Source organism: Allobosea sp. 05T438, from assembly GCF_056396025.1.
In genome coordinates this window covers 182,116-199,302 of sequence record NZ_JBFTKQ010000002.1, presented here as the reverse complement: position 1 = coordinate 199,302, position 17,187 = coordinate 182,116, and the positions used below count along the sequence as shown (strand labels likewise).

Here is a 17,187-nt window from a genome sequence, read left to right as displayed (position 1 = left end):
CGACTGGTGGCTATTATCGTGCCTTGGGTGTATAGCCGCCCCTTCGCGCTACCAAGAGGTTAACAACGCGCGATCTCGAAGGTCAGGAGCAAGTAGTCCCATGTCCGAGCGGTGGACGCCAGAGAGCTGGAGGGCCAAGCCCGCCCAGCAGATTCCGGATTATCCGGACCAGGCAGCCTTGAAGGCGGTCGAGCAGCAGCTCGCCGGCTTTCCGCCGCTCGTTTTTGCAGGCGAGGCGCGCAAGCTCAAACGGGCGTTGGGCAAGGTTGCGGCCGGTGAGGCCTTCCTCCTCCAGGGTGGCGACTGCGCCGAGAGCTTCGCCGAGCATTCGGCGGACAACATCCGCGATTTCTTCCGGCTGTTCCTGCAGATGGCGGTGGTGCTGACTTTCGCCGGCGGCTCGCCGGTGGTGAAGGTCGGGCGCATCGCCGGCCAGTTCGCCAAGCCGCGTTCGGCGCCGACGGAGAAGGAAGGCGGCGTTGAGCTTCCCAGCTACAAGGGCGACATCGTCAATGACATCGCCTTCACGGCCGAGGCGCGCATCCCCGATCCGCGTCGCCAACTCGAGGCCTACCGCCAGTCGGCAGCGACGCTGAACCTGATCCGCGCCTTCGCGACCGGCGGCTACGCCAATCTCGACAACGCGCATCGCTGGATGCTCGGCTTCGTCAAGGATAGCCCGCAGTCGCATCGCTATCAGGAGGTTGCTGAGCGCATCACCGAGGCGCTCGACTTCATGCGCGCGATCGGCATCGACCCGGAGACCCATCCGGAGATGCGCACGACCGATTTCTACACCAGCCACGAGGCGTTGCTGCTCGGCTACGAGCAGGCGATGACCCGCACCGACTCGACGACCGGCGAGTGGTACGACACCTCCGGCCACATGGTCTGGATCGGCGATCGCACGCGCCAGCTCGACCATGCCCATGTCGAGTTCTTCCGCGGCATCAAGAACCCGATCGGCCTGAAATGCGGTCCCTCGACCACGGTCGACGGCCTGCTCAAGCTGATCGAAGTGCTCGACCCGCAGAACCAGCCGGGCCGCCTGACGCTGATCGCCCGCTTCGGTGCCGACAAGGTCTTCGACAACCTGCCGGCTCTGGTGCGCGCGACCAAGCGCGAAGGGCGCAACGTTGTCTGGTCCTGCGATCCGATGCACGGCAACACGGTCAAGGCGGCGAGCGGCTACAAGACCCGGCCTTTCGACCTGATCATGACCGAGGTGAAGAACTTCTTCGCCGTCCATCAGGCCGAGGGCACCCATGCCGGCGGCCTGCATCTGGAGATGACCGGCAAGAACGTCACCGAATGCACCGGCGGCGCGCGCGGCATGACCGACGCCGATCTCAACGACCGCTACCACACGGTCTGCGATCCCCGCCTCAATGCCGAGCAGGCGCTGGAACTGGCCTTCCTCGTCGCCGAGCTCGTCAAGCGCGAGCGGGCAGGGCGGACCCGGCCCGAGGTCGAGGCGGCCGAGTAAGGCTGGGCCGGATCGGCTGACCAAACAAAAAGGCCGGGACGTTTCGTCCCGGCCTTTTTTTGTTGCTGCGACTTGTGGTGTCGTCAGAACTTGACGCCGACCGCGGCCCGCGCGGTGTTGACCGTCGTCGTCGTGCCCTCGACATCCGCGAAGCGGATGAGCTGGTATTCGCCACGCAGGAAGATGTTGTCCGCCAGCGCCCAGTCCAGACCGCCGCCGACCGAAAGGCCAAAGCCGTAGACGTTCTTCTTGGTGGCGCCGACGGTAAGAGGATAGCCGCTCGCGACGACATTGTTCTCCAGAGCACCGGTGACCGGATTCGTCCGCGTGAAGCGCCAAGTCGCGTCGACCGTGGAGGTGGTGTTGAAGCGCCCGACCGCGCCGCCGATCGTCGCGAAGGGCATGAAGTTGCCGAAGGCCCAGCCCATGCGCAGCCGCGCTGTGCCGTAATCGTCGAGCTTGGCGCCTTGGTTGGTCGTCAGAGAGTAATCGTTGACGGTGCCGTTCGAGGTGACAGCGCGGCGAGCGATGAAGTCGTCGATCTGATAGCTATGCCCGGAGCGGGTGTAGTCCGCCTCCAAGCCGAGAATGACGTCGCCGAAGGCCCAATTGTAACCGACGAAGCCGAAATAGGTCGCGCCGCTGTCGCGCTTTTCGGGAAGATTGTTGACCAGTGCCCCCATATCGTATTCGGCGCCGAGTAGCGTGTTCCGGAAGGCGAAGCGGGCGAGATCCTGCAACCCGGTGCCGGGCTCGAACTTCGTGTCGGAGACGCCGGCGCCGCCGCCGAAGTAGAAGCCGGACCAGTTGATGCCACGGTCGATGGTCGGCGGTTCCGGAGCCTCGATGACCTGCGAGCCGCGCAGGTAATCCGCCGCGAGGGCAGGGACGGCGAGAAGGCTTGTCGCGAGGGCTGTGGCCGCGAGCGCGTGCTCGATGGAACGGATACGCATCCTGATCTCCCCGAGCAGCCGTCCGGCTCCACCCGTTTCGCCCTGCTCGAAGACAATTCATGCCTTGGTAACCCTAATGTGGGGTTAACGGTGCGGAAGCGGCGTCAAAGACGCGATTGTCGGGCGCCCGCAAAAGCGCCATAAGCCGCGTCATGACCTCGCCCCTGGTTCGCTTCGCGCCGTCGCCCACCGGCTATCTCCATATCGGCAACGCCCGGCCGGCGCTCTTCAACTGGCTCTTCGCCCGCCGCCACGGCGGCCGCTTCCTGCTGCGCTACGACGACACCGACATCGCCCGCTCGAAGCCGGAATATGCGCAGGCCATTGCCGAGGATCTCGGCTGGCTTGGCATCGTGCCCGATCTCGTCATCAAGCAATCGGAGCGGCTTGCGGTCTATGATGCCGCGGCCGAGCGCCTGCGCCAGGCGGGGCGGCTCTACGCCTGCTACGAGACCGCCGACGAACTCGACCGTCGCCGCAAGCGCCAGCTCGCCCGCGGCCTGCCGCCGATCTACGATCGTGCTGCATTGAAGCTTACGTCCGAGCAAAAGGCGGCCTTCGAGGCGGAGGGGCGCACGCCGCACTGGCGGTTCTTGCTGGAGCCGCGCGAGGTCAACTGGGACGATCTCGTGCGTGGCGCTTCGCATGTCGATTGCGCCTCGCTCTCCGACCCGGTGCTGGTGCGGGAGGACGGCAGCTATCTCTATACCCTGCCGTCGGTTGTCGACGATATCGAGACCGGGGTGACCCATGTCATCCGTGGCGAGGACCACGTCACCAATACGGCGGTGCAGGCGCAGATCTTCGAGGCGCTCGGCGCGAGCTTGCCGGCTTTCGGCCACCACAACCTGCTGACCACCGCGAGCGGCGAGGGGCTTTCCAAGCGCCTCGGCCATCTTTCCCTGCGCGGCCTGCGCGACAGCGGCGTCGAGGCGCTGGCGGTCGCGGCGCTGGCGACGATGGTCGGCACCTCGGATGCGGTGCGCCCGGTTTCGAGCCTCGACGAACTCGCGACCTTGGTCGAGCTTGCCCATGTCTCGCGGGCGCCGGCCAAGTTCGACGAGCACGAGCTGGCGGCGCTGAGCGCCCGCACGCTTCATCAATTTCCGTTCGCGGCCGTAGCGGACCGACTCTCGGCGCTCGGCATCCGCGGAGGCGAGCCCTTCTGGCTGGCGGTGCGGGGAAACCTCGCGAAGCTGGATGAGGCGACCTTGTGGTGGCAGGTCGTTCAGGGACCGGCCGTGCCCGTGATCGCGGATCAGTCCTTTGCGGCTGCGGCGGCCGATCTGCTGCCGCAGGAGCCCTTCGACGCCACGACCTGGAAGAGCTGGACGCAGGCCGTCTCGGCAGCGACCGGCGCCAGGGGCAAGGCACTGTTCATGCCGCTGCGGCAGGCGCTGACGGGTCTGGATCACGGCCCGGAGCTGGCGGCGCTGCTGCCGCTGATCGGGCGTGAGAAGGCGCTGAAGCGACTGGCCGGCGAGAGCGCCTGAACGATCCCCTCTCCGCTGCGGGAGAGGGCCAGGGTGAGCGGTCTCGCGGCGCCGGTCGCGAACCGATTGCCGAACTATCTAGGCGTGGCCCCTCATCCGTCGGCGTTTCGAGCCGCCACCTTCTCCCGCAAGGGGAGAAGGTGTGTGGGGCGACCGGGCAGCCCGCTGCTCACTCGTGCCGCTCCATCGCCGAGGCGTGCTTGGTGTCGCGCATGGTCGAATAGACCAGGAACGACAGGAAGATGACGCCGGCGAGGTAGTAGTAGAACCACTCCTCATGGCCCTGCTGCTTGAAGAACAGGGCGATGGCCGGCGCCGTGCCGCCGAAGACCGAGACCGTGACCGCATAGGGCACGGCGACGCCTGTGGCGCGGATCGCGGTCGGGAACAGCTCCGCCTTCACGACGGCATTGATCGAGGTGTAGCCGGCGGTGAAGATCCAGGCGCCGCAGATCAGCAGGAAGGCCATCCACGCCGATTTCGTGCCGGCGAGCGTCGTCAGGATCGGCACAGTCAGGAGCGTGCCGGCGAGGCCGAAGAACATCAGCATCGGCTTGCGGCCGATCTTGTCCGAGATCAGGCCGTAGATCGGCTGCAGGATCGCCGCGAAGATCAGCGAGCCCGCGATGACATAGGTCGTCACGATATCGGAGAGTCCGACCGTCTGTCTGACGAAGGTCTGCATATAGGTGGTGAAGGTGTAGAAGGCAGCCGTTCCGCCGGCGGTGAGGCCGACCACGATCGCAACCTCGCGCGGATACTTCATCAGGCCCTTGAGCGAGCTCTCGCGCTTCATCGTGCCCTTGGCCGCCTCGAAGGCTTCGGTCTCCTGCATATGCCGCCGCATGAACATCGCGGTGATGGCGAGGAACGCGCCGATGACGAAGGGGATGCGCCAACCCCAGGCGACGAGCTGCTCATGCGTCAGGAAGACATTCTGAAGCAGCAGCAGCACGAGGATGGCGGTGAGCTGGCCGCCGATCAGCGTGACGTACTGGAAGCTCGAATAGAAGCCGCGATGCTCGGGGTCGGCGATCTCGGTGAGATAGGTGGCGCTCGCGCCATACTCGCCGCCGAGGCTCAGCCCCTCGATGATGCGCGCCAGCGCCAGCAGGGCAGGGGCCGCGAAGCCGATCGTGGCATAGGTCGGCGTCAGCGCGATGATCAGCGAGCCGAAGCACATCATCACCACCGACAACGTCAGCGACAGCCGCCGCCCGTAGCGATCCGCCAGATGCCCGAACAGCCAGCCGCCGACCGGCCGCACGATGAAGCCCGCGGCGAACAGGGTCGCGGCGTTCAATTGCTGGACGACCGGATCGTGCGAGGGGAAGAAATGTGGCGCGAAATACAGCGCGAAGGCGGTGTAGGCGTAGAAATCGTACCACTCGACGAGGTTACCGACGGAGCCGATGAAGATCGCCTTGAGGCGCCGCCTGGCGTCGTCGAGTTCGATCGGATGAGGGTGCGGGGTGGTCGTCGTATCGGACATGGCGGCCTGCTGAGGCTGGGGAGCGTCAGATGGCGAGCGCGCGGCCTGGTAGGCCGTGGAGGCGGTCTGGCGGGCCTCCCGGAGGGCGGCTGGGCGGCCTCTTTATGCGTCGGTTTTTGGCATGCGTCCAGCGGCCGGCGCGCTGAGTTTCCGCCAGCCCATCTGCGCATGATGCATGGAACTTTGCCGGATCAGGGCCGAACGAGCTGCGGGCTCAGATTGGGCGCGAGATTGGGGGCGACGATCCGAACGGAGCGGCGTTCGCCGGTCACGCTGCGCGACTCGCTCTTCAAGCCATCCTTCTTGTCGAGCACCTGCTCGCCGACGATGTCGGGGCCGACGCCGGCCGACTCGGTGCCTGAAGTCGGCGAATTCTCGGACGGCATCGGCTTATCATCCGCGGCCTCGGGTGCATTGGCCGGCGCTCCAGACACCGGCTGTTGCGCGGCGCTCCGCCGCTTGGCCTCGGCCTTCGGATCGAGCTTCGGGCGCGAGAGCTCGGCGGCGCGCTGCTCGGTGAGGATGACGTCGCCCTTGCGCTTGTCGAGCAGATACTCGGCGTTCTTGAGCGCCGCCGACCAGCTCTCGCCCTGGCCACGGCAGGTGCAGGCTGCATCGAAGCTGCGCGTGTATTTCAGCGCGTTCGGCAGGGAGGAATAAGGCTGCCCGGTCGAGCGGGAGGCGGCATTCTGAACGTCGCCGCCAGCACTCATGCCGTAAGCGAGCGTTTCGACGCCCGGGCAGAGCGCCTGGCACATCTCGTCGGGATTGCCGGTGTTATTGCTCAGCGGGAAGAAGAAGCCGTCGCAGGTTCTCACGCAGACGGTCTGCGGGCCGCCAAGGCGCGGCTTCGCCGGTTCCGTGGATTGCTCGGGGTCGAGCTCCGGCAGGGTCGAATCGACCTCGCCGCGGCGCGGCTCCAGCCCGAAGATCGTCTCGAAGAAGCCGCGCGGCTGCGCCCGGCAATTGTTGTTGATCGCGGCGGCGAGCTGGGCGCGACGCTGCTCGACCCCGCCACCCTGGGCCTGCCGCTGCAGCGCCGTATATTGCGACTGCAACTGGCCGAGTTGGGCGCGGATCGCGCCGCATTGCGGCGGGCCCGAATCGAAAATGCCGAAGGTGCGCTCGCAGCCCATCGCGCGATATTGCCCGTTGAGCTGCGAAAGCTGGGCGCCGACACGTTCGGCCGCCTGGGCAGCACGCGGGTCGCCGCCGCTGCGACCTTGTAGGGTTTCAAGTTCCGAGCGCCAGGCGTCGCAGGAAGGCGATTGCGCCGCGGCAGGCCCGCTGAGAGCTGCCAGCGCCAGCAGCGCCATGCCAAAACGTCTGGAAAGTCGCAGGATCATCGCAGGTCGGGTCACGCCATCCATTGTCGAAAGCCGGTTGCCGGCTCCGTCCAACAACACCCGCCAAACACGACGGAACTATGGAGCGGCCCGCGTCGGTGCGCCGCGGACCTGGCTCCCGCTGGACGCTTCGCATGCCATATTCGGGCCGTTGCAGCAATCCGGGGAAGCGCGCGCCGCCGCGGTGGTGGAAAACGCGCGCTTTCGCTAGAAGGGCTGCCTGAATGGCGCTCCGGCGCCTCTCCGCGCGCTCCGTCAAAGAGGCAAGCTCCGCCATGTCCGATTATCTGCCTCTTCACGAAGCCGTCATCCCGGAGCTGCCGAACTACTACCGCGGCAAGGTCCGCGAGAACTACGATCTGCCGGACGGCCGGCGCATCCTGATCTCGACCGACCGGCTCTCCGCCTTCGACCGCGCGATCGCCTCGATCCCCCTGAAGGGGCAGGTGCTGACGCAGACGGCGCGCTACTGGTTCGAGCAGACCGCCGACATCTGCCCCAACCATGTGCTGGAATATCCCGACCCCAACGTCGTGGTCGGCAAGCGCCTCGAGATCCTGCCAGTCGAGATCGTCGTGCGCGGCTATCTGGCCGGAACGACCGGCACATCGGTCCTGACGCTCTACAAGCAGGGTCAGCGCGACATGTACGGCATCACCCTGCCGGACGGCCTGCGCGACAATCAGGAGCTGCCGCAGGCGATCATCACGCCGACGAGCAAGGCTTTCGACGGCGGCCATGACGAGCCGCTGTCGCAGCGCCAGATCGTCGAGGGCGGACTGCTGACGCAGGAGCAGTGGGACACCGTGTCCGGCTATGCGCTCGCGCTCTTCGCACGTGGACAGAAGCTCGCCCGCGAGCGCGGCCTCATCCTCGCCGACACCAAATACGAGTTCGGCACCGACGCCGAGGGGCGCATCTTCCTCGCCGACGAGATCCACACGCCGGATTCGAGCCGCTACTGGTTCGCGGAGAGCTACCCGGGACGCTTCGCTGCCGGCGACAAGCCGGAATCCTTCGACAAGGACTTCGTGCGCAACTGGGTGGTCGCCCGCTGCGACCCCTATAAGGAAGCGCTGCCGCCGATCCCGCAGGAGCTGATCGACCAGACCTCGGCAGTCTATGTCCGCGCCTTCGAGACGATCACGGGCAGCGACTTCGCCTATCCACCGAAGGGCGAGGACCCGGTGCCGCGGATCAGGCGCAATCTGGCGCGGTATTTCTAGGCGGATATTAATCCAGCCCTCATCCTGAGGAGCCGCGAAGCGGCGTCTCGAAGGATGGTCCAGGGCGCGACAGAACCGTCTGGAGCATCCTTCGAGGCGCGCTTCTGCGAAGCGCTCCTCAGGATGAGGGCTGAGTGCTTGAAATCTGCACTTAAGCCCCGTCCTCGTCCCGATAATTTCCGGCGAGATGGCGCCCGCGCTCGGTCAGTGTCGAGAGCACGCGCTCGAACACCTTGAGTTCGTCGGGGGCGATGCCCTCGACCCAGCGCGCCTCGAAGCCCAGCGCCAGCGGCACGATCTGGTCGTAGATGCGCTTGCCGGCTGCGGTCAGCGTCACGAAGGACTCGCGCCGATCCTGCCGGTTCTCGGAGCGCGAGACGAGGCCGCGCTTCTCCAGCTCGCCGACCGCGCGCGAGACCTTGGTCTTGTGCATCTGGGCGAGCTCGCCGATGTCGCGCGAGGTCAGCTTGCCGAACTCGCCGAGCTGCGCCACCACGCGCCATTCCGGGATGCCGATTCCGAAATGCTCGCCATAGATGCGCCCGAGGGCGCGGCCGCCCAGCGTGCCCACGACGTTGAGGCGGTAGGGCAGGAAGCGCTCCAGATGGAGGGCCTTGGTCTCGGGATCGGCGGGCGGTTTCGTCGTCATAGCGGTGAACAGGCGCGCCTCAGCGCGCCTTCAGCCTGTTCATGAAGGAATCGTAGGACAGCTCCGCAACCTGCCACCAGAGCAAGTTCTCGCCGCGGAAGGCGACCATCGAGTCGTAGCCTTTCTTGAAGTCCGGGCTCTTGGCTCCGGTCTCGGCATAGTACTCCTCGGCCGCCTTGAGAGCTGCTTCCATGACCGGCAGCGGAAAGGCCTTGAGTTGCGCGCCCTGCGCCACCAGCCGGCGCAGGCCGCCCGGGTTCACGAAGTCATATTTCGCCAGCATCCAGTTGTTCGCGGCTTCGCAGGCGTTCTGGACGATGGCCTGATAGTGCTTCGGCAGCTTGGCCCAGGCGTCCTTGCCGATGATGAGGTGCAGCATCGCGCCGCCCTCCCACCAGCCGGGGTAGTAGTAGTATTTCGCGACGCGGATGAAGCCGAGCTTCTCGTCGTCATAGGGGCCGACGAATTCGGCCGCGTCGATCGTGCCACGCTCCAGTGCCGGGTAGACGTCGCCCGGCGCGATCTGCGTCGGGACGACGCCGAGCTTGGCCAGCACCGCGCCGCCCATGCCGCCGATGCGGAACTTCAGGCCCTTGAGATCGTCGAGGCCGCCGAGTTCCTTGCGGAAGAATCCGCCCATCTGGCAGCCGGAGTTGCCGCAGGGGATGGAATAGGCGTTGAAGCGGTCGAGCACGCCGTTCACGATCTGCTCGCCGCCGCCGAAATACCACCAGCTATGCTGCTGGCGGGCATTGAGGCCGAAGGGAATGCCGGTGCCGAGACCCAGCGTCGGGTCCTTGCCGATGTAGAAATAGGTCGGCGAATGCGCGCATTCGACCGTGCCGGAAGAAACGGCATCGAGCGCCTGCAGGCCGGGAACGATCTCGCCGGGCGCGAAGACCTGGATGTCGAACTTGCCGTCCGTCGCCTCGGATACGTATCTCGAGAACTGCTGCGCCGTGCCGAAGATGGTGTCGAGCGACTTCGGGAAGCTGGACGTCAGGCGCCATTTCACCTCGGGCTGCGACTGCGCGATCGCCGGCATCGCGACGGTCGTCGCGGCGGCGGCGAGGGCCCCCGTTTTCAAAAAGCTGCGACGTTCCATATGGTCTCCTCCCGAAGGCTTGTTGCGTCCTTATTGGCGCGTCCGCGAAGGAATGAAAAGAGATGAAGCTTGCCTCTCTCTCGCATGGCCGTGATGGCCGCCTCGTCATCGTCTCGCGGGACCTGACGCGAGCGACCGACGCCTTCCCCGTCGTCGCGACCCTGCAGGCCGCGCTGGACGACTGGCAGCGGCTCGCGCCGCGCCTGGCCGATCTCGCCGAGGGGCTGGAGCACGGCTCGGTGCCGTCCTTCCGCTTCCACGAGCATGACTGTGCCGCGCCGCTGCCGCGCGCCTATCAGTGGCTCGACGGCTCTGCCTATGTGAACCATGTCGACCTCGTCCGGAAGGCGCGGGGGGCTGCGATGCCGGAAAGCTTCTGGACCGATCCGCTGATGTACCAGGGCGGCAGCGATGCGCCGCTCGGTCCGCGCCAGCCGGTGCTTGCGCGCAGCGAGGAGGACGGCATCGATTTCGAGGCCGAGGTCGCGGTCGTCACCGACGACGTGCCGATGGGGGCGAGCCGGGAGGAAGCGCTCGCCCGGATTCGCCTCGTCATGCTCGCAAACGACGTGAGCTTGCGGAATCGGATTCCGAGCGAGTTGGCGAAAGGCTTTGGATTCGTTCAGTCAAAGCCGTCTTCGGCCTTCTCGCCGGTCGCCGTCACGCCTGACGAACTCGGCGCGGCCTGGCGGGACGGAAAGCTTCATCTGCCGCTACTGGCGCTGGTCAATGGCAGCCTCTTCGGCAAGCCCGACACGGGAGTCGACATGACCTTCGACTTCGGCACGCTCGTCGCCCACGCCGCCGCCACGCGCCGGCTCTCGGCCGGCACGATCGTCGGCTCCGGCACGATCTCGAATCGCGATGCCGGCGGCGGCCCGGGCCGGCCGGTAGCGGACGGTGGCCTGGGCTATGCCTGCATCGCCGAGCAGAGAATGGTGGAGACGATCCTCCGGGGCGAACCGAAGACGCCCTTCCTGCGTTTCGGCGACGCGGTCCGCATCGAGATGAAGGACGCCGCCGGGCATTCCATCTTCGGCGCGATCGAACAGGAGATCCTGCCTCATGCCTGAGCCGAGCGATGTCTGAGAGCGCGGGCCGCCGGGGGGCGCTCAGCGCCCATTTCCGCAAGATGGCGCACAACAACGCCTGGGCGAACTGGCGGCTGCTTTCGGCCTGCATGCGACTCGACGACACCGCCTTCAAGGCGACGCGCACGAGCTTCTTCCCCTCGCTGCATGAAACGCTGAACCACAACCTGATGGTCGATCTCTACTACATCGACGCGCTCGAACGCGGCGGGCTCGGCCGGCAGGTGTTCGAGCGCTTCCGGCCCTTTGAAGCGCCCGCGCTGTTCCATGCGCAGAGCGCCACCGATCGCCGCCTGATCGCGGTCTGTGACGGGCTGTCGGATGCTGCCCTCGATGCCACCGTCACCACCGATCGCGGCAAGCATGGCGCGATCGAGGAGCGCATCGACGATCTGCTGGCGCATCTCTTCCAGCACCAGATCCACCATCGCGGCCAGGCCCATGCGATGCTGGCCGGGACAGACATCGCGCCACCCCAGCTCGACGAATATTTCCTGCTCTACGATTCCCAGCAGACGCGCGTCGAGCTACGCCGCCTCGACCTGCTGCCGCCGGAAGAGCTGCTTTGAGCAGGGATGGGGTTTGCCGTGCTTGGCGGCAGCCCGCGCGCCGGATAACCTGACGACGAAGCGCCGATGCCTGCCGCGAGAAACGAGCCGCCATGATCGAGACCGTGCCGTTCTATTCGACCATCGTTCCGCTCGCCTTCTTCGTCTGGGGGCCGGTGCTGGTGGTGGTGCTGTTCTGGGCGGTCGGCTTCTGGTCGAGCCGGCAGGGCGTGCCGCGCATGCTGGAGAGCGATTGGGACGGCTACAATGTGGCGGATGTCGAGAAGCTGTTCTCGCTCTATGGCGAGCAGACGCGGGCGCGCTATCGCAACCGCGTGCTGCCGGCCGACGTCGCCTGTGCCTTCACCTATGCGATCGTCGGCGCGCTGCTGATCGCCGGCCTCGCGATGCGCGGACAGCCCTGGTGGGTGGCGGTGCTTTGCGGCGGCGGCTGGTTCCTCGGCGGACTCTGCGATGTCGCCGAGAATTTCGCGGTGGCCCGCTTGCTCGATCGCTATCCGCAGGTCGATGCCGGCAACGTCGCCTTCGCCAGCATGATGACGCGGCTGAAGCTCGTGTTGTTCGCGCTCGGCGTTGTCGGCGCGCTCGCCGCCGCCTATCTCGTCTTCAAGCCTCTGGCTGGGTGAGACTGCGCCACGCGGCGCGTCCGAGCCATAGCCGCGCCGCCGGCACCGGCGGATCGCCGATCAGGATGCGGGGATCGGTCGGTGCGGCCTCGAAGCCCAGCCGCTCGGCCAGACGCAACGAGGCAGCGTTGAGCGGATGAGTCGTGATGCCGACCATGGGGAAGCCGAGCGTGCCGAAACCGTAGTCGAGCAGGCGGGCAGCGGCTTCGCCGGCATAGCCGTTGCCCCAGTGTCGGACCTCGAAGCGATAGCTGATCTGCACGTCGTCCACGGCATCTCCGTCGGGAATGAGCCCGACATAACCGATGAACTCCGTCGGAGCCTCCTTGGTGAAGATCGACCAGTAGCCCAGCCCGTACGCGACATGGTTGAAGCTGCGCGCGGCGACGGCATCGTGCCCCATCGCCGGGTCGCCGACGGGTGCGATGTGGCGCATCACCTGCGGGTCGGTGTTAAGTCGCACGATGGCGTCGAGATCGTCGAGCCTGCGCGGGCGCAGCAGCAATCTCTCGCTTTCCAGTTCCGGTAGCACGCAGCGATCCTCTTCCCGGCGGTTGCACTGCAAAACTCTGGTGCAGCGGCCGCATGCTTCCCATATCCTGCCGGGCGCCGAGCTGAAACGCGCCGGGAGAATGGGAATGCTGCTTCGTCATGGGGTTCTGGCTGCGCTGGCCGTCACTCTGGCAGGAACGACGCTATCGCCGGCGATGGCACAAGAGGATCTGATCTTCCGCAAATCGACGGTCTGGAAGATGCTGACCCCGAACGACAAGCTCGCCGTCTACGGCGTCGACGATCCCATCGTCGAGGGTGTCGCCTGCCACTATACGGTGCCCGAGAAGGGCGGCGTCTCCGGCATGTTCGGTGTGGCCGAGGAGGTCTCGGAGGTCTCGCTCGCCTGCCGCCAGGTCGGCCCGATCAAGTTCAAGGAGAAGGCGGAGCAGGGCGATGTCGTCTTCCGCGAGCGTCGCTCGCTGGTCTGGAAGAAGATGCAGATCGTGCGCGGCTGCGACGCCAAGCGCAATGTGCTGGTCTATCTGGTCTACACCGACAAGCTGATCGACGGCTCGCCCCAGAATTCGACTTCGACCGTGCCGATCATGCCCTGGGGGGCTTCCGGCGAGCCGCCGAAATGTTCGGAATGGATTCGCTGACCGGCGCGCAGATCAGTCGCTGCAGGTGATGCTCAGCGGCTGCTCGGCCACCTGCGCCGGGCTCGGCCGGGCGACGGTGCCGGTGAAATCGGCGCGATCGGCCACGCCGAAGGCTACCGCCTTGCCGAAGCCCTGGGACTCGCACCAGGCGTTCGCGACGATCTTGCCGCACTCGGCCTTCGTCGAGATGCAGTCGGCGACGCCATAGCCGTCGCTGGCCGGGATCAGGAAGGTGCGCGGCTCGTTCGCGGCAGCGTTCGAACGGCTGGTCGGCATGATCGAGAGCGAGATGCCGGCGGCGACGATCCCGAGCAGTCCGACGAAAGCCACGGCGCGGCGCATGAAATCTGATTCCTGATGAAGGCGGGCGGAGAACCCGTGAATCGGGAGGATGGTTCCGGCCGGTTAAATTTGCGTGAATTGCGGCCGAAATGTTGCGGCGCAACAAACAGGGCGCCCTCTTGACGCAAGCCCTGTGGACAGGCAATCACTTTCCGTCATGACGCGAGCCGCCATCAACAGCCCTTGCATTATTTGCCGCTAGCTTTCGCTGGCCGGCTGCTCACGTCCTCGTCCTGAAAACGAACCGACAAAAGCGCCCCGGCCAGCGGCCAGGTCGTTTTTCGTATTCCGCAGTTTCGTTCGTTCCAGGATTTAGCCCCGATGTCGCCGACCCTGAGGCTCTACAACACGCTGACGCGGACGAAGCAGGACTTCGCGCCGATCGATCAGTCGAATGTCCGCATGTATGTCTGCGGCCCGACGGTCTACGACTACGCCCATATCGGCAATGCCCGCCCGGTCATCGTCTTCGACGTGCTCTACCGGCTGCTGCGCCACGTTTACGGCGCCGATCACGTCACCTATGCCCGTAACCTCACGGATGTCGACGACAAGATCAACGCCCGCGCGGCGCGTGACTTCCCGGGCCTGCCGCTGAACCAGGCGATCGCGAAGGTCACAGAGACCACGACGGCGCAGTTCCACCATGATGTGGATGCTCTCGGCAATCTGAGGCCCGACGAGGAGCCGCGCGCCACCGACCACATCGAGGAGATGAAGGCGATCATCGAGCGCCTGATCGCGCGCGGCGTCGCCTATGTCGCCGAGGATCATGTGCTCTTCCATGTCCCGGCCGTCGCGCATCTCACGAAGGCGCCGAAATACGGCACGCTCGCCCGTCGCTCGCTCGACGAGATGCTGGCCGGCGCGCGCGTCGATGTCGCGCCCTATAAGCGCGACGCGATGGATTTCGTGCTGTGGAAGCCGAGCCGGGAGGGCATCGATCCCGGCTGGCCGTCGCCGGCCGGCATGGCCACGCCCGGCCGCCCCGGCTGGCATATCGAGTGCTCGGCCATGTCGATGGCGAAGCTGCTGACGCCGTTCGGCGGCGGGCTTTCCTGCGACGATCCCATGAAGAACGTCTTCGACATCCATGGTGGTGGCATCGATCTCGTCTTCCCGCACCACGAGAACGAGATCACGCAGTCCTGCTGCGCCTTCGGCGGAGCGGAAGGGCAGCCGCTCATGGCCAATATCTGGATGCATAACGGCTTCCTGCAGGTCGAAGGCGAGAAGATGTCGAAGAGCCTCGGCAACTTCGTCACGATCCATGAGCTGCTGGAGACTGACGCGTTCGGCGGCCGCAAATGGCCGGGCGAAGTGCTTCGGCTCGCGATGCTGAAGACGCACTACCGCCAGCCGATCGACTGGACGGTGAAGGCGCTGGAGGAGGCGGAGCGTAAGTTGCGCCAATGGGTAGCGCAGATCGAGTTCAACGAAATTTCGGAGGATCAGATCGCTCTGCCGCCGGAATTCGTCGAAGCGCTTGCGGATGATCTGAATTTTGCCGAGGCAATGAAAGCAATCGAGGGGGCGCTCAAGGATGGAACTAGCCAGCGCACTCTTGTCGCGATGCTGGAACTGATCGGGATCGATATCTGGAAATTCGCTCGCGAAGAGGCAGAGCGAAACACCGCAGCCCTGCGCGCAGAGGAAGAAGCTGCTGGAGTGGACGTCGAGGTGCTGATCGCCGCTCGCCTCGACGCCCGCCGCGCCAGGAATTTCGCCGAGTCCGACCGCATCCGCGACGAGCTCGCTGCGATGGGCATTGCGCTCAAGGATGGCAAGGACCCCGCCACGGGCGAACCGACGACCAGCTGGGAGGTGAAGCGATGACCCCGAAGATCCGCCCTGCCGGCTCGCTCTCCCTCGCCATCAAGCTGGTCATGCTGGCGATGGTCGTGCCGCGCGTCGTCCGCTTCAAGCTGAGGCGGGAGCGATGAGCGCGGCCCGCGTCCATCTCTTCGACACGACGCTGCGCGACGGGGCGCAGACCACCGGGGTCGATTTCTCGCTCGACGACAAGCGCGCCGTCGCGGCGCTGCTCGACCGGCTCGGCGTCGATTATGTCGAGGGCGGCTATCCCGGCGCCAACCCGCTCGATACCGCCTTCTTCGAGGAGAAGGCGACGAAGCAGGCGAAATTCGCCGCCTTCGGCATGACCAAGCGGGCAGGGCGCTCGGCAGCGAACGATCCCGGCATCGCCGCGCTGCTGGCGGCGAAGGCCGATGCCATCGTCTTCGTCGCCAAGGCCTGGGACTACCATGTCCATGTCGCGCTCGAGATCTCGCTGGAGGACAACCTCGCCGGCATCGCCGAGAGCGTCGCCGCGGCGAAGGCCGCCGGTCGCGAGGTGATGCTCGACTGCGAGCACTTCTTCGATGGCTACAAGGCCAACCCGGACTATGCGCTCGCCTGTGTCCGCACCGCTTTTGAAGCCGGCGCCCGCTGGGTCGTGCTCTGCGATACCAATGGCGGCACGCTGCCGGACGAGGTCGGCGCGATCGTGCGCGAGGTCGCGAAGGTCGTTCCGGGCGAGCATCTCGGCATCCATGCCCATGACGATTGCGGCTGCGCCGTCGCCAATTCGCTCGCGGCGGTCGAAGCCGGCGTGCGCCAGATCCAAGGCACGCTCAACGGCCTGGGCGAGCGCTGCGGCAATGCCAATCTCGTCACGCTGATCGGCGCGCTCAGGCTCAAGGAGCGCTTTCGCGACCGTTTCGAGCTCGGTGTCAACGACGCTCAGCTCGCTGAGCTGACCCATGTCTCGCGCGCGCTCGACGAGATGCTGAACCGCGCGCCGAACCGCCACGCGCCCTTCGTCGGCGCCTCGGCTTTCGCGACCAAGGCCGGCATCCACGCCTCGGCCGTCCTGAAGGACCCCCGCACCTACGAGCACGTCGCGCCGGAAGCGACCGGCAACACCCGCAAGGTCCTGATCTCCGACCAGGGCGGCAAGTCGAACCTCGTCGCGGAGCTGGAGCGCATCGGCGTCACGCTCGGGCGTGACGATCCGCGGCTCAATCGCGTGCTCCAGGAGGTCAAGGACAAGGAAGCGCAGGGTTACGCTTTCGAGGGCGCCGATGCCTCCTTCTTCCTGCTGGTGAAGCGCATCCTCGGCGAGGTGCCGGACTATTTCGCGGTCGAGCGCTTCGCGGTGAATGTCGAGCGCCGCTACAACGCGCTGGGCGAGCTCGTCACCTTCTCCGAGGCGATCGTGAAGGTGAGGGTTGGCGATGACCTGCTGATCTCGGCGGCCGAAGGCGATGCCGGGCCGGTCAATGCGCTCGATATCGCCTTGCGCAAGGATCTCGGTCGCTACCAGTCGCTGATCGAGGGGCTGCGGCTGGTCGACTACAAGGTGCGCGTGTTCCAGGGCGGTACCGACGCCGTGACCCGCGTGCTGATCGAGTCGGGTGACGAGACCGGCGAGCGCTGGACCACGGTCGGCGTCAGCGCCAACATCATCGACGCCTCGTTCCAGGCGCTGGTCGACTCGATCACCTACAAGCTGGTGAAGGCTGGTGCGACGGCTTGAGCGCGGTCGCTCAGTCATGCTCGGGCTTGACCCGAGCATCTCTCGCGGGAGGAGCTTTCTGCCTCCTGGTGCCGAGATTCTCGGGTCCAGGCTACGCTTCGCCCGAGAATGACGGTC

Annotated in this window: 16 protein-coding genes; 9 read left to right on the top strand and 7 right to left on the bottom strand. The window is 66.2% G+C overall.

Going from position 1 to position 17,187, the window contains the following annotated elements:
- The first annotated feature begins 100 nt into the window (after positions 1–100).
- Complete coding sequence (locus tag AC1DIN_RS04765) at positions 101–1,486, top strand: class II 3-deoxy-7-phosphoheptulonate synthase (protein WP_476794634.1); 1,386 nt, start codon at positions 101–103, stop codon at positions 1,484–1,486.
- A gap of 83 nt (positions 1,487–1,569) precedes the next feature.
- Here AC1DIN_RS04765 and AC1DIN_RS04760 read toward each other — a convergent pair whose 3' ends face one another.
- A complete protein-coding gene (locus AC1DIN_RS04760) occupies positions 1,570–2,439 on the bottom strand; it encodes an outer membrane protein (RefSeq protein WP_476808883.1) in 870 nt (289 codons plus the stop codon).
- A 152-nt stretch (positions 2,440–2,591) separates the two neighbouring features.
- Between AC1DIN_RS04760 and gltX the strand changes: the two genes are divergently transcribed.
- On the top strand, positions 2,592–3,932 hold the full coding sequence (gene gltX / locus AC1DIN_RS04755) for a glutamate--tRNA ligase (RefSeq protein WP_476808882.1): 1,341 nt from the start codon (positions 2,592–2,594) through the stop codon (positions 3,930–3,932).
- Positions 3,933–4,101: 169 nt separating this feature from the next.
- Here gltX and AC1DIN_RS04750 read toward each other — a convergent pair whose 3' ends face one another.
- Complete coding sequence (locus AC1DIN_RS04750; protein ID WP_441468514.1) at positions 4,102–5,424, bottom strand: MFS transporter; 1,323 nt, start codon at positions 5,422–5,424, stop codon at positions 4,102–4,104.
- 191 nt (positions 5,425–5,615) lie between these two features.
- Positions 5,616–6,785 carry a DUF2865 domain-containing protein gene (locus AC1DIN_RS04745; RefSeq protein WP_476808881.1) on the bottom strand — a complete coding sequence of 390 codons (1,170 nt, stop codon included), beginning with the start codon at positions 6,783–6,785 and terminating at the stop codon, positions 5,616–5,618.
- Positions 6,786–7,045: 260 nt separating this feature from the next.
- Here AC1DIN_RS04745 and AC1DIN_RS04740 point away from each other — a divergent pair, with 260 nt between their 5' ends.
- Positions 7,046–7,996: a phosphoribosylaminoimidazolesuccinocarboxamide synthase gene (locus tag AC1DIN_RS04740; RefSeq protein WP_476808880.1), complete on the top strand. Its 951-nt coding sequence runs from the start codon at positions 7,046–7,048 to the stop codon at positions 7,994–7,996.
- Between the two features lie 151 nt (positions 7,997–8,147).
- On the opposite strand, the gene AC1DIN_RS04735 is transcribed toward AC1DIN_RS04740, so the two are convergent.
- Positions 8,148–8,645 (bottom strand): MarR family winged helix-turn-helix transcriptional regulator, encoded by a 498-nt coding sequence (locus AC1DIN_RS04735; protein ID WP_441468511.1) that lies wholly within the window; start codon positions 8,643–8,645, stop codon positions 8,148–8,150.
- A gap of 19 nt (positions 8,646–8,664) precedes the next feature.
- On the bottom strand, positions 8,665–9,750 hold the full coding sequence (locus AC1DIN_RS04730; protein WP_476808879.1) for a TRAP transporter substrate-binding protein: 1,086 nt from the start codon (positions 9,748–9,750) through the stop codon (positions 8,665–8,667).
- A gap of 62 nt (positions 9,751–9,812) precedes the next feature.
- On the opposite strand from AC1DIN_RS04730, the gene AC1DIN_RS04725 reads away from it, so the two are divergent.
- The 3 genes from AC1DIN_RS04725 to AC1DIN_RS04715 all read left to right on the top strand — a co-directional run bounded on the left by AC1DIN_RS04725 (position 9,813) and on the right by AC1DIN_RS04715 (position 12,036).
- A complete protein-coding gene (locus AC1DIN_RS04725) occupies positions 9,813–10,823 on the top strand; it encodes a fumarylacetoacetate hydrolase family protein (protein ID WP_476808878.1) in 1,011 nt (336 codons plus the stop codon).
- A gap of 8 nt (positions 10,824–10,831) precedes the next feature.
- On the top strand, positions 10,832–11,410 hold the full coding sequence (locus AC1DIN_RS04720) for a DinB family protein (protein ID WP_476808877.1): 579 nt from the start codon (positions 10,832–10,834) through the stop codon (positions 11,408–11,410).
- 92 nt (positions 11,411–11,502) lie between these two features.
- Positions 11,503–12,036: a hypothetical protein gene (locus AC1DIN_RS04715; protein WP_476765944.1), complete on the top strand. Its 534-nt coding sequence runs from the start codon at positions 11,503–11,505 to the stop codon at positions 12,034–12,036.
- Here the strand turns inward: AC1DIN_RS04715 and AC1DIN_RS04710 are convergent.
- Entirely contained in the window at positions 12,017–12,568 is a 552-nt protein-coding gene (locus AC1DIN_RS04710; RefSeq protein ID WP_476808876.1) for a GNAT family N-acetyltransferase, read from the bottom strand. The genes AC1DIN_RS04715 and AC1DIN_RS04710 overlap by 20 nt on opposite strands.
- Positions 12,569–12,674: 106 nt before the next feature.
- Between AC1DIN_RS04710 and AC1DIN_RS04705 the strand changes: the two genes are divergently transcribed.
- The gene (locus AC1DIN_RS04705; RefSeq protein ID WP_441468505.1) at positions 12,675–13,190 is read left to right on the top strand and encodes a CreA family protein; all 516 of its coding nucleotides are present in this window, start codon (positions 12,675–12,677) and stop codon (positions 13,188–13,190) included.
- Positions 13,191–13,202: 12 nt separating this feature from the next.
- Here the strand turns inward: AC1DIN_RS04705 and AC1DIN_RS04700 are convergent, their stop codons facing one another.
- Positions 13,203–13,532 carry a hypothetical protein gene (locus tag AC1DIN_RS04700; protein WP_441468504.1) on the bottom strand — a complete coding sequence of 110 codons (330 nt, stop codon included), beginning with the start codon at positions 13,530–13,532 and terminating at the stop codon, positions 13,203–13,205.
- A gap of 321 nt (positions 13,533–13,853) precedes the next feature.
- Between AC1DIN_RS04700 and cysS the strand changes: the two genes are divergently transcribed.
- Positions 13,854–15,368, top strand: coding sequence for a cysteine--tRNA ligase (gene cysS / locus AC1DIN_RS04695; protein WP_476808875.1), 1,515 nt, complete (start codon positions 13,854–13,856; stop codon positions 15,366–15,368).
- 103 nt (positions 15,369–15,471) lie between these two features.
- Positions 15,472–17,070: a citramalate synthase gene (cimA, locus tag AC1DIN_RS04690; protein WP_476808874.1), complete on the top strand. Its 1,599-nt coding sequence runs from the start codon at positions 15,472–15,474 to the stop codon at positions 17,068–17,070.
- Positions 17,071–17,187 lie beyond the last annotated feature (117 nt).

Excerpts from the sequence above, each read along its gene's own strand:
- AC1DIN_RS04765 (WP_476794634.1), top strand. The coding sequence starts at position 101 with ATGTCCGAGCGGTGGACGCCAGAGAGCTGGAGGGCCAAGCCCGCCCAG.
- AC1DIN_RS04760 (WP_476808883.1), bottom strand. The coding sequence starts at position 2,439 with ATGCGTATCCGTTCCATCGAGCACGCGCTCGCGGCCACAGCCCTCGCG.
- gltX (WP_476808882.1), top strand. The coding sequence starts at position 2,592 with ATGACCTCGCCCCTGGTTCGCTTCGCGCCGTCGCCCACCGGCTATCTC.
- AC1DIN_RS04750 (WP_441468514.1), bottom strand. The coding sequence starts at position 5,424 with ATGTCCGATACGACGACCACCCCGCACCCTCATCCGATCGAACTCGAC.
- AC1DIN_RS04740 (WP_476808880.1), top strand. The coding sequence starts at position 7,046 with ATGTCCGATTATCTGCCTCTTCACGAAGCCGTCATCCCGGAGCTGCCG.
- AC1DIN_RS04735 (WP_441468511.1), bottom strand. The coding sequence starts at position 8,645 with ATGACGACGAAACCGCCCGCCGATCCCGAGACCAAGGCCCTCCATCTG.
- AC1DIN_RS04730 (WP_476808879.1), bottom strand. The coding sequence starts at position 9,750 with ATGGAACGTCGCAGCTTTTTGAAAACGGGGGCCCTCGCCGCCGCCGCG.
- AC1DIN_RS04725 (WP_476808878.1), top strand. The coding sequence starts at position 9,813 with ATGAAGCTTGCCTCTCTCTCGCATGGCCGTGATGGCCGCCTCGTCATC.
- AC1DIN_RS04720 (WP_476808877.1), top strand. The coding sequence starts at position 10,832 with ATGTCTGAGAGCGCGGGCCGCCGGGGGGCGCTCAGCGCCCATTTCCGC.
- AC1DIN_RS04715 (WP_476765944.1), top strand. The coding sequence starts at position 11,503 with ATGATCGAGACCGTGCCGTTCTATTCGACCATCGTTCCGCTCGCCTTC.
- AC1DIN_RS04705 (WP_441468505.1), top strand. The coding sequence starts at position 12,675 with ATGCTGCTTCGTCATGGGGTTCTGGCTGCGCTGGCCGTCACTCTGGCA.
- AC1DIN_RS04700 (WP_441468504.1), bottom strand. The coding sequence starts at position 13,532 with ATGCGCCGCGCCGTGGCTTTCGTCGGACTGCTCGGGATCGTCGCCGCC.
- cysS (WP_476808875.1), top strand. The coding sequence starts at position 13,854 with ATGTCGCCGACCCTGAGGCTCTACAACACGCTGACGCGGACGAAGCAG.
- cimA (WP_476808874.1), top strand. The coding sequence starts at position 15,472 with ATGAGCGCGGCCCGCGTCCATCTCTTCGACACGACGCTGCGCGACGGG.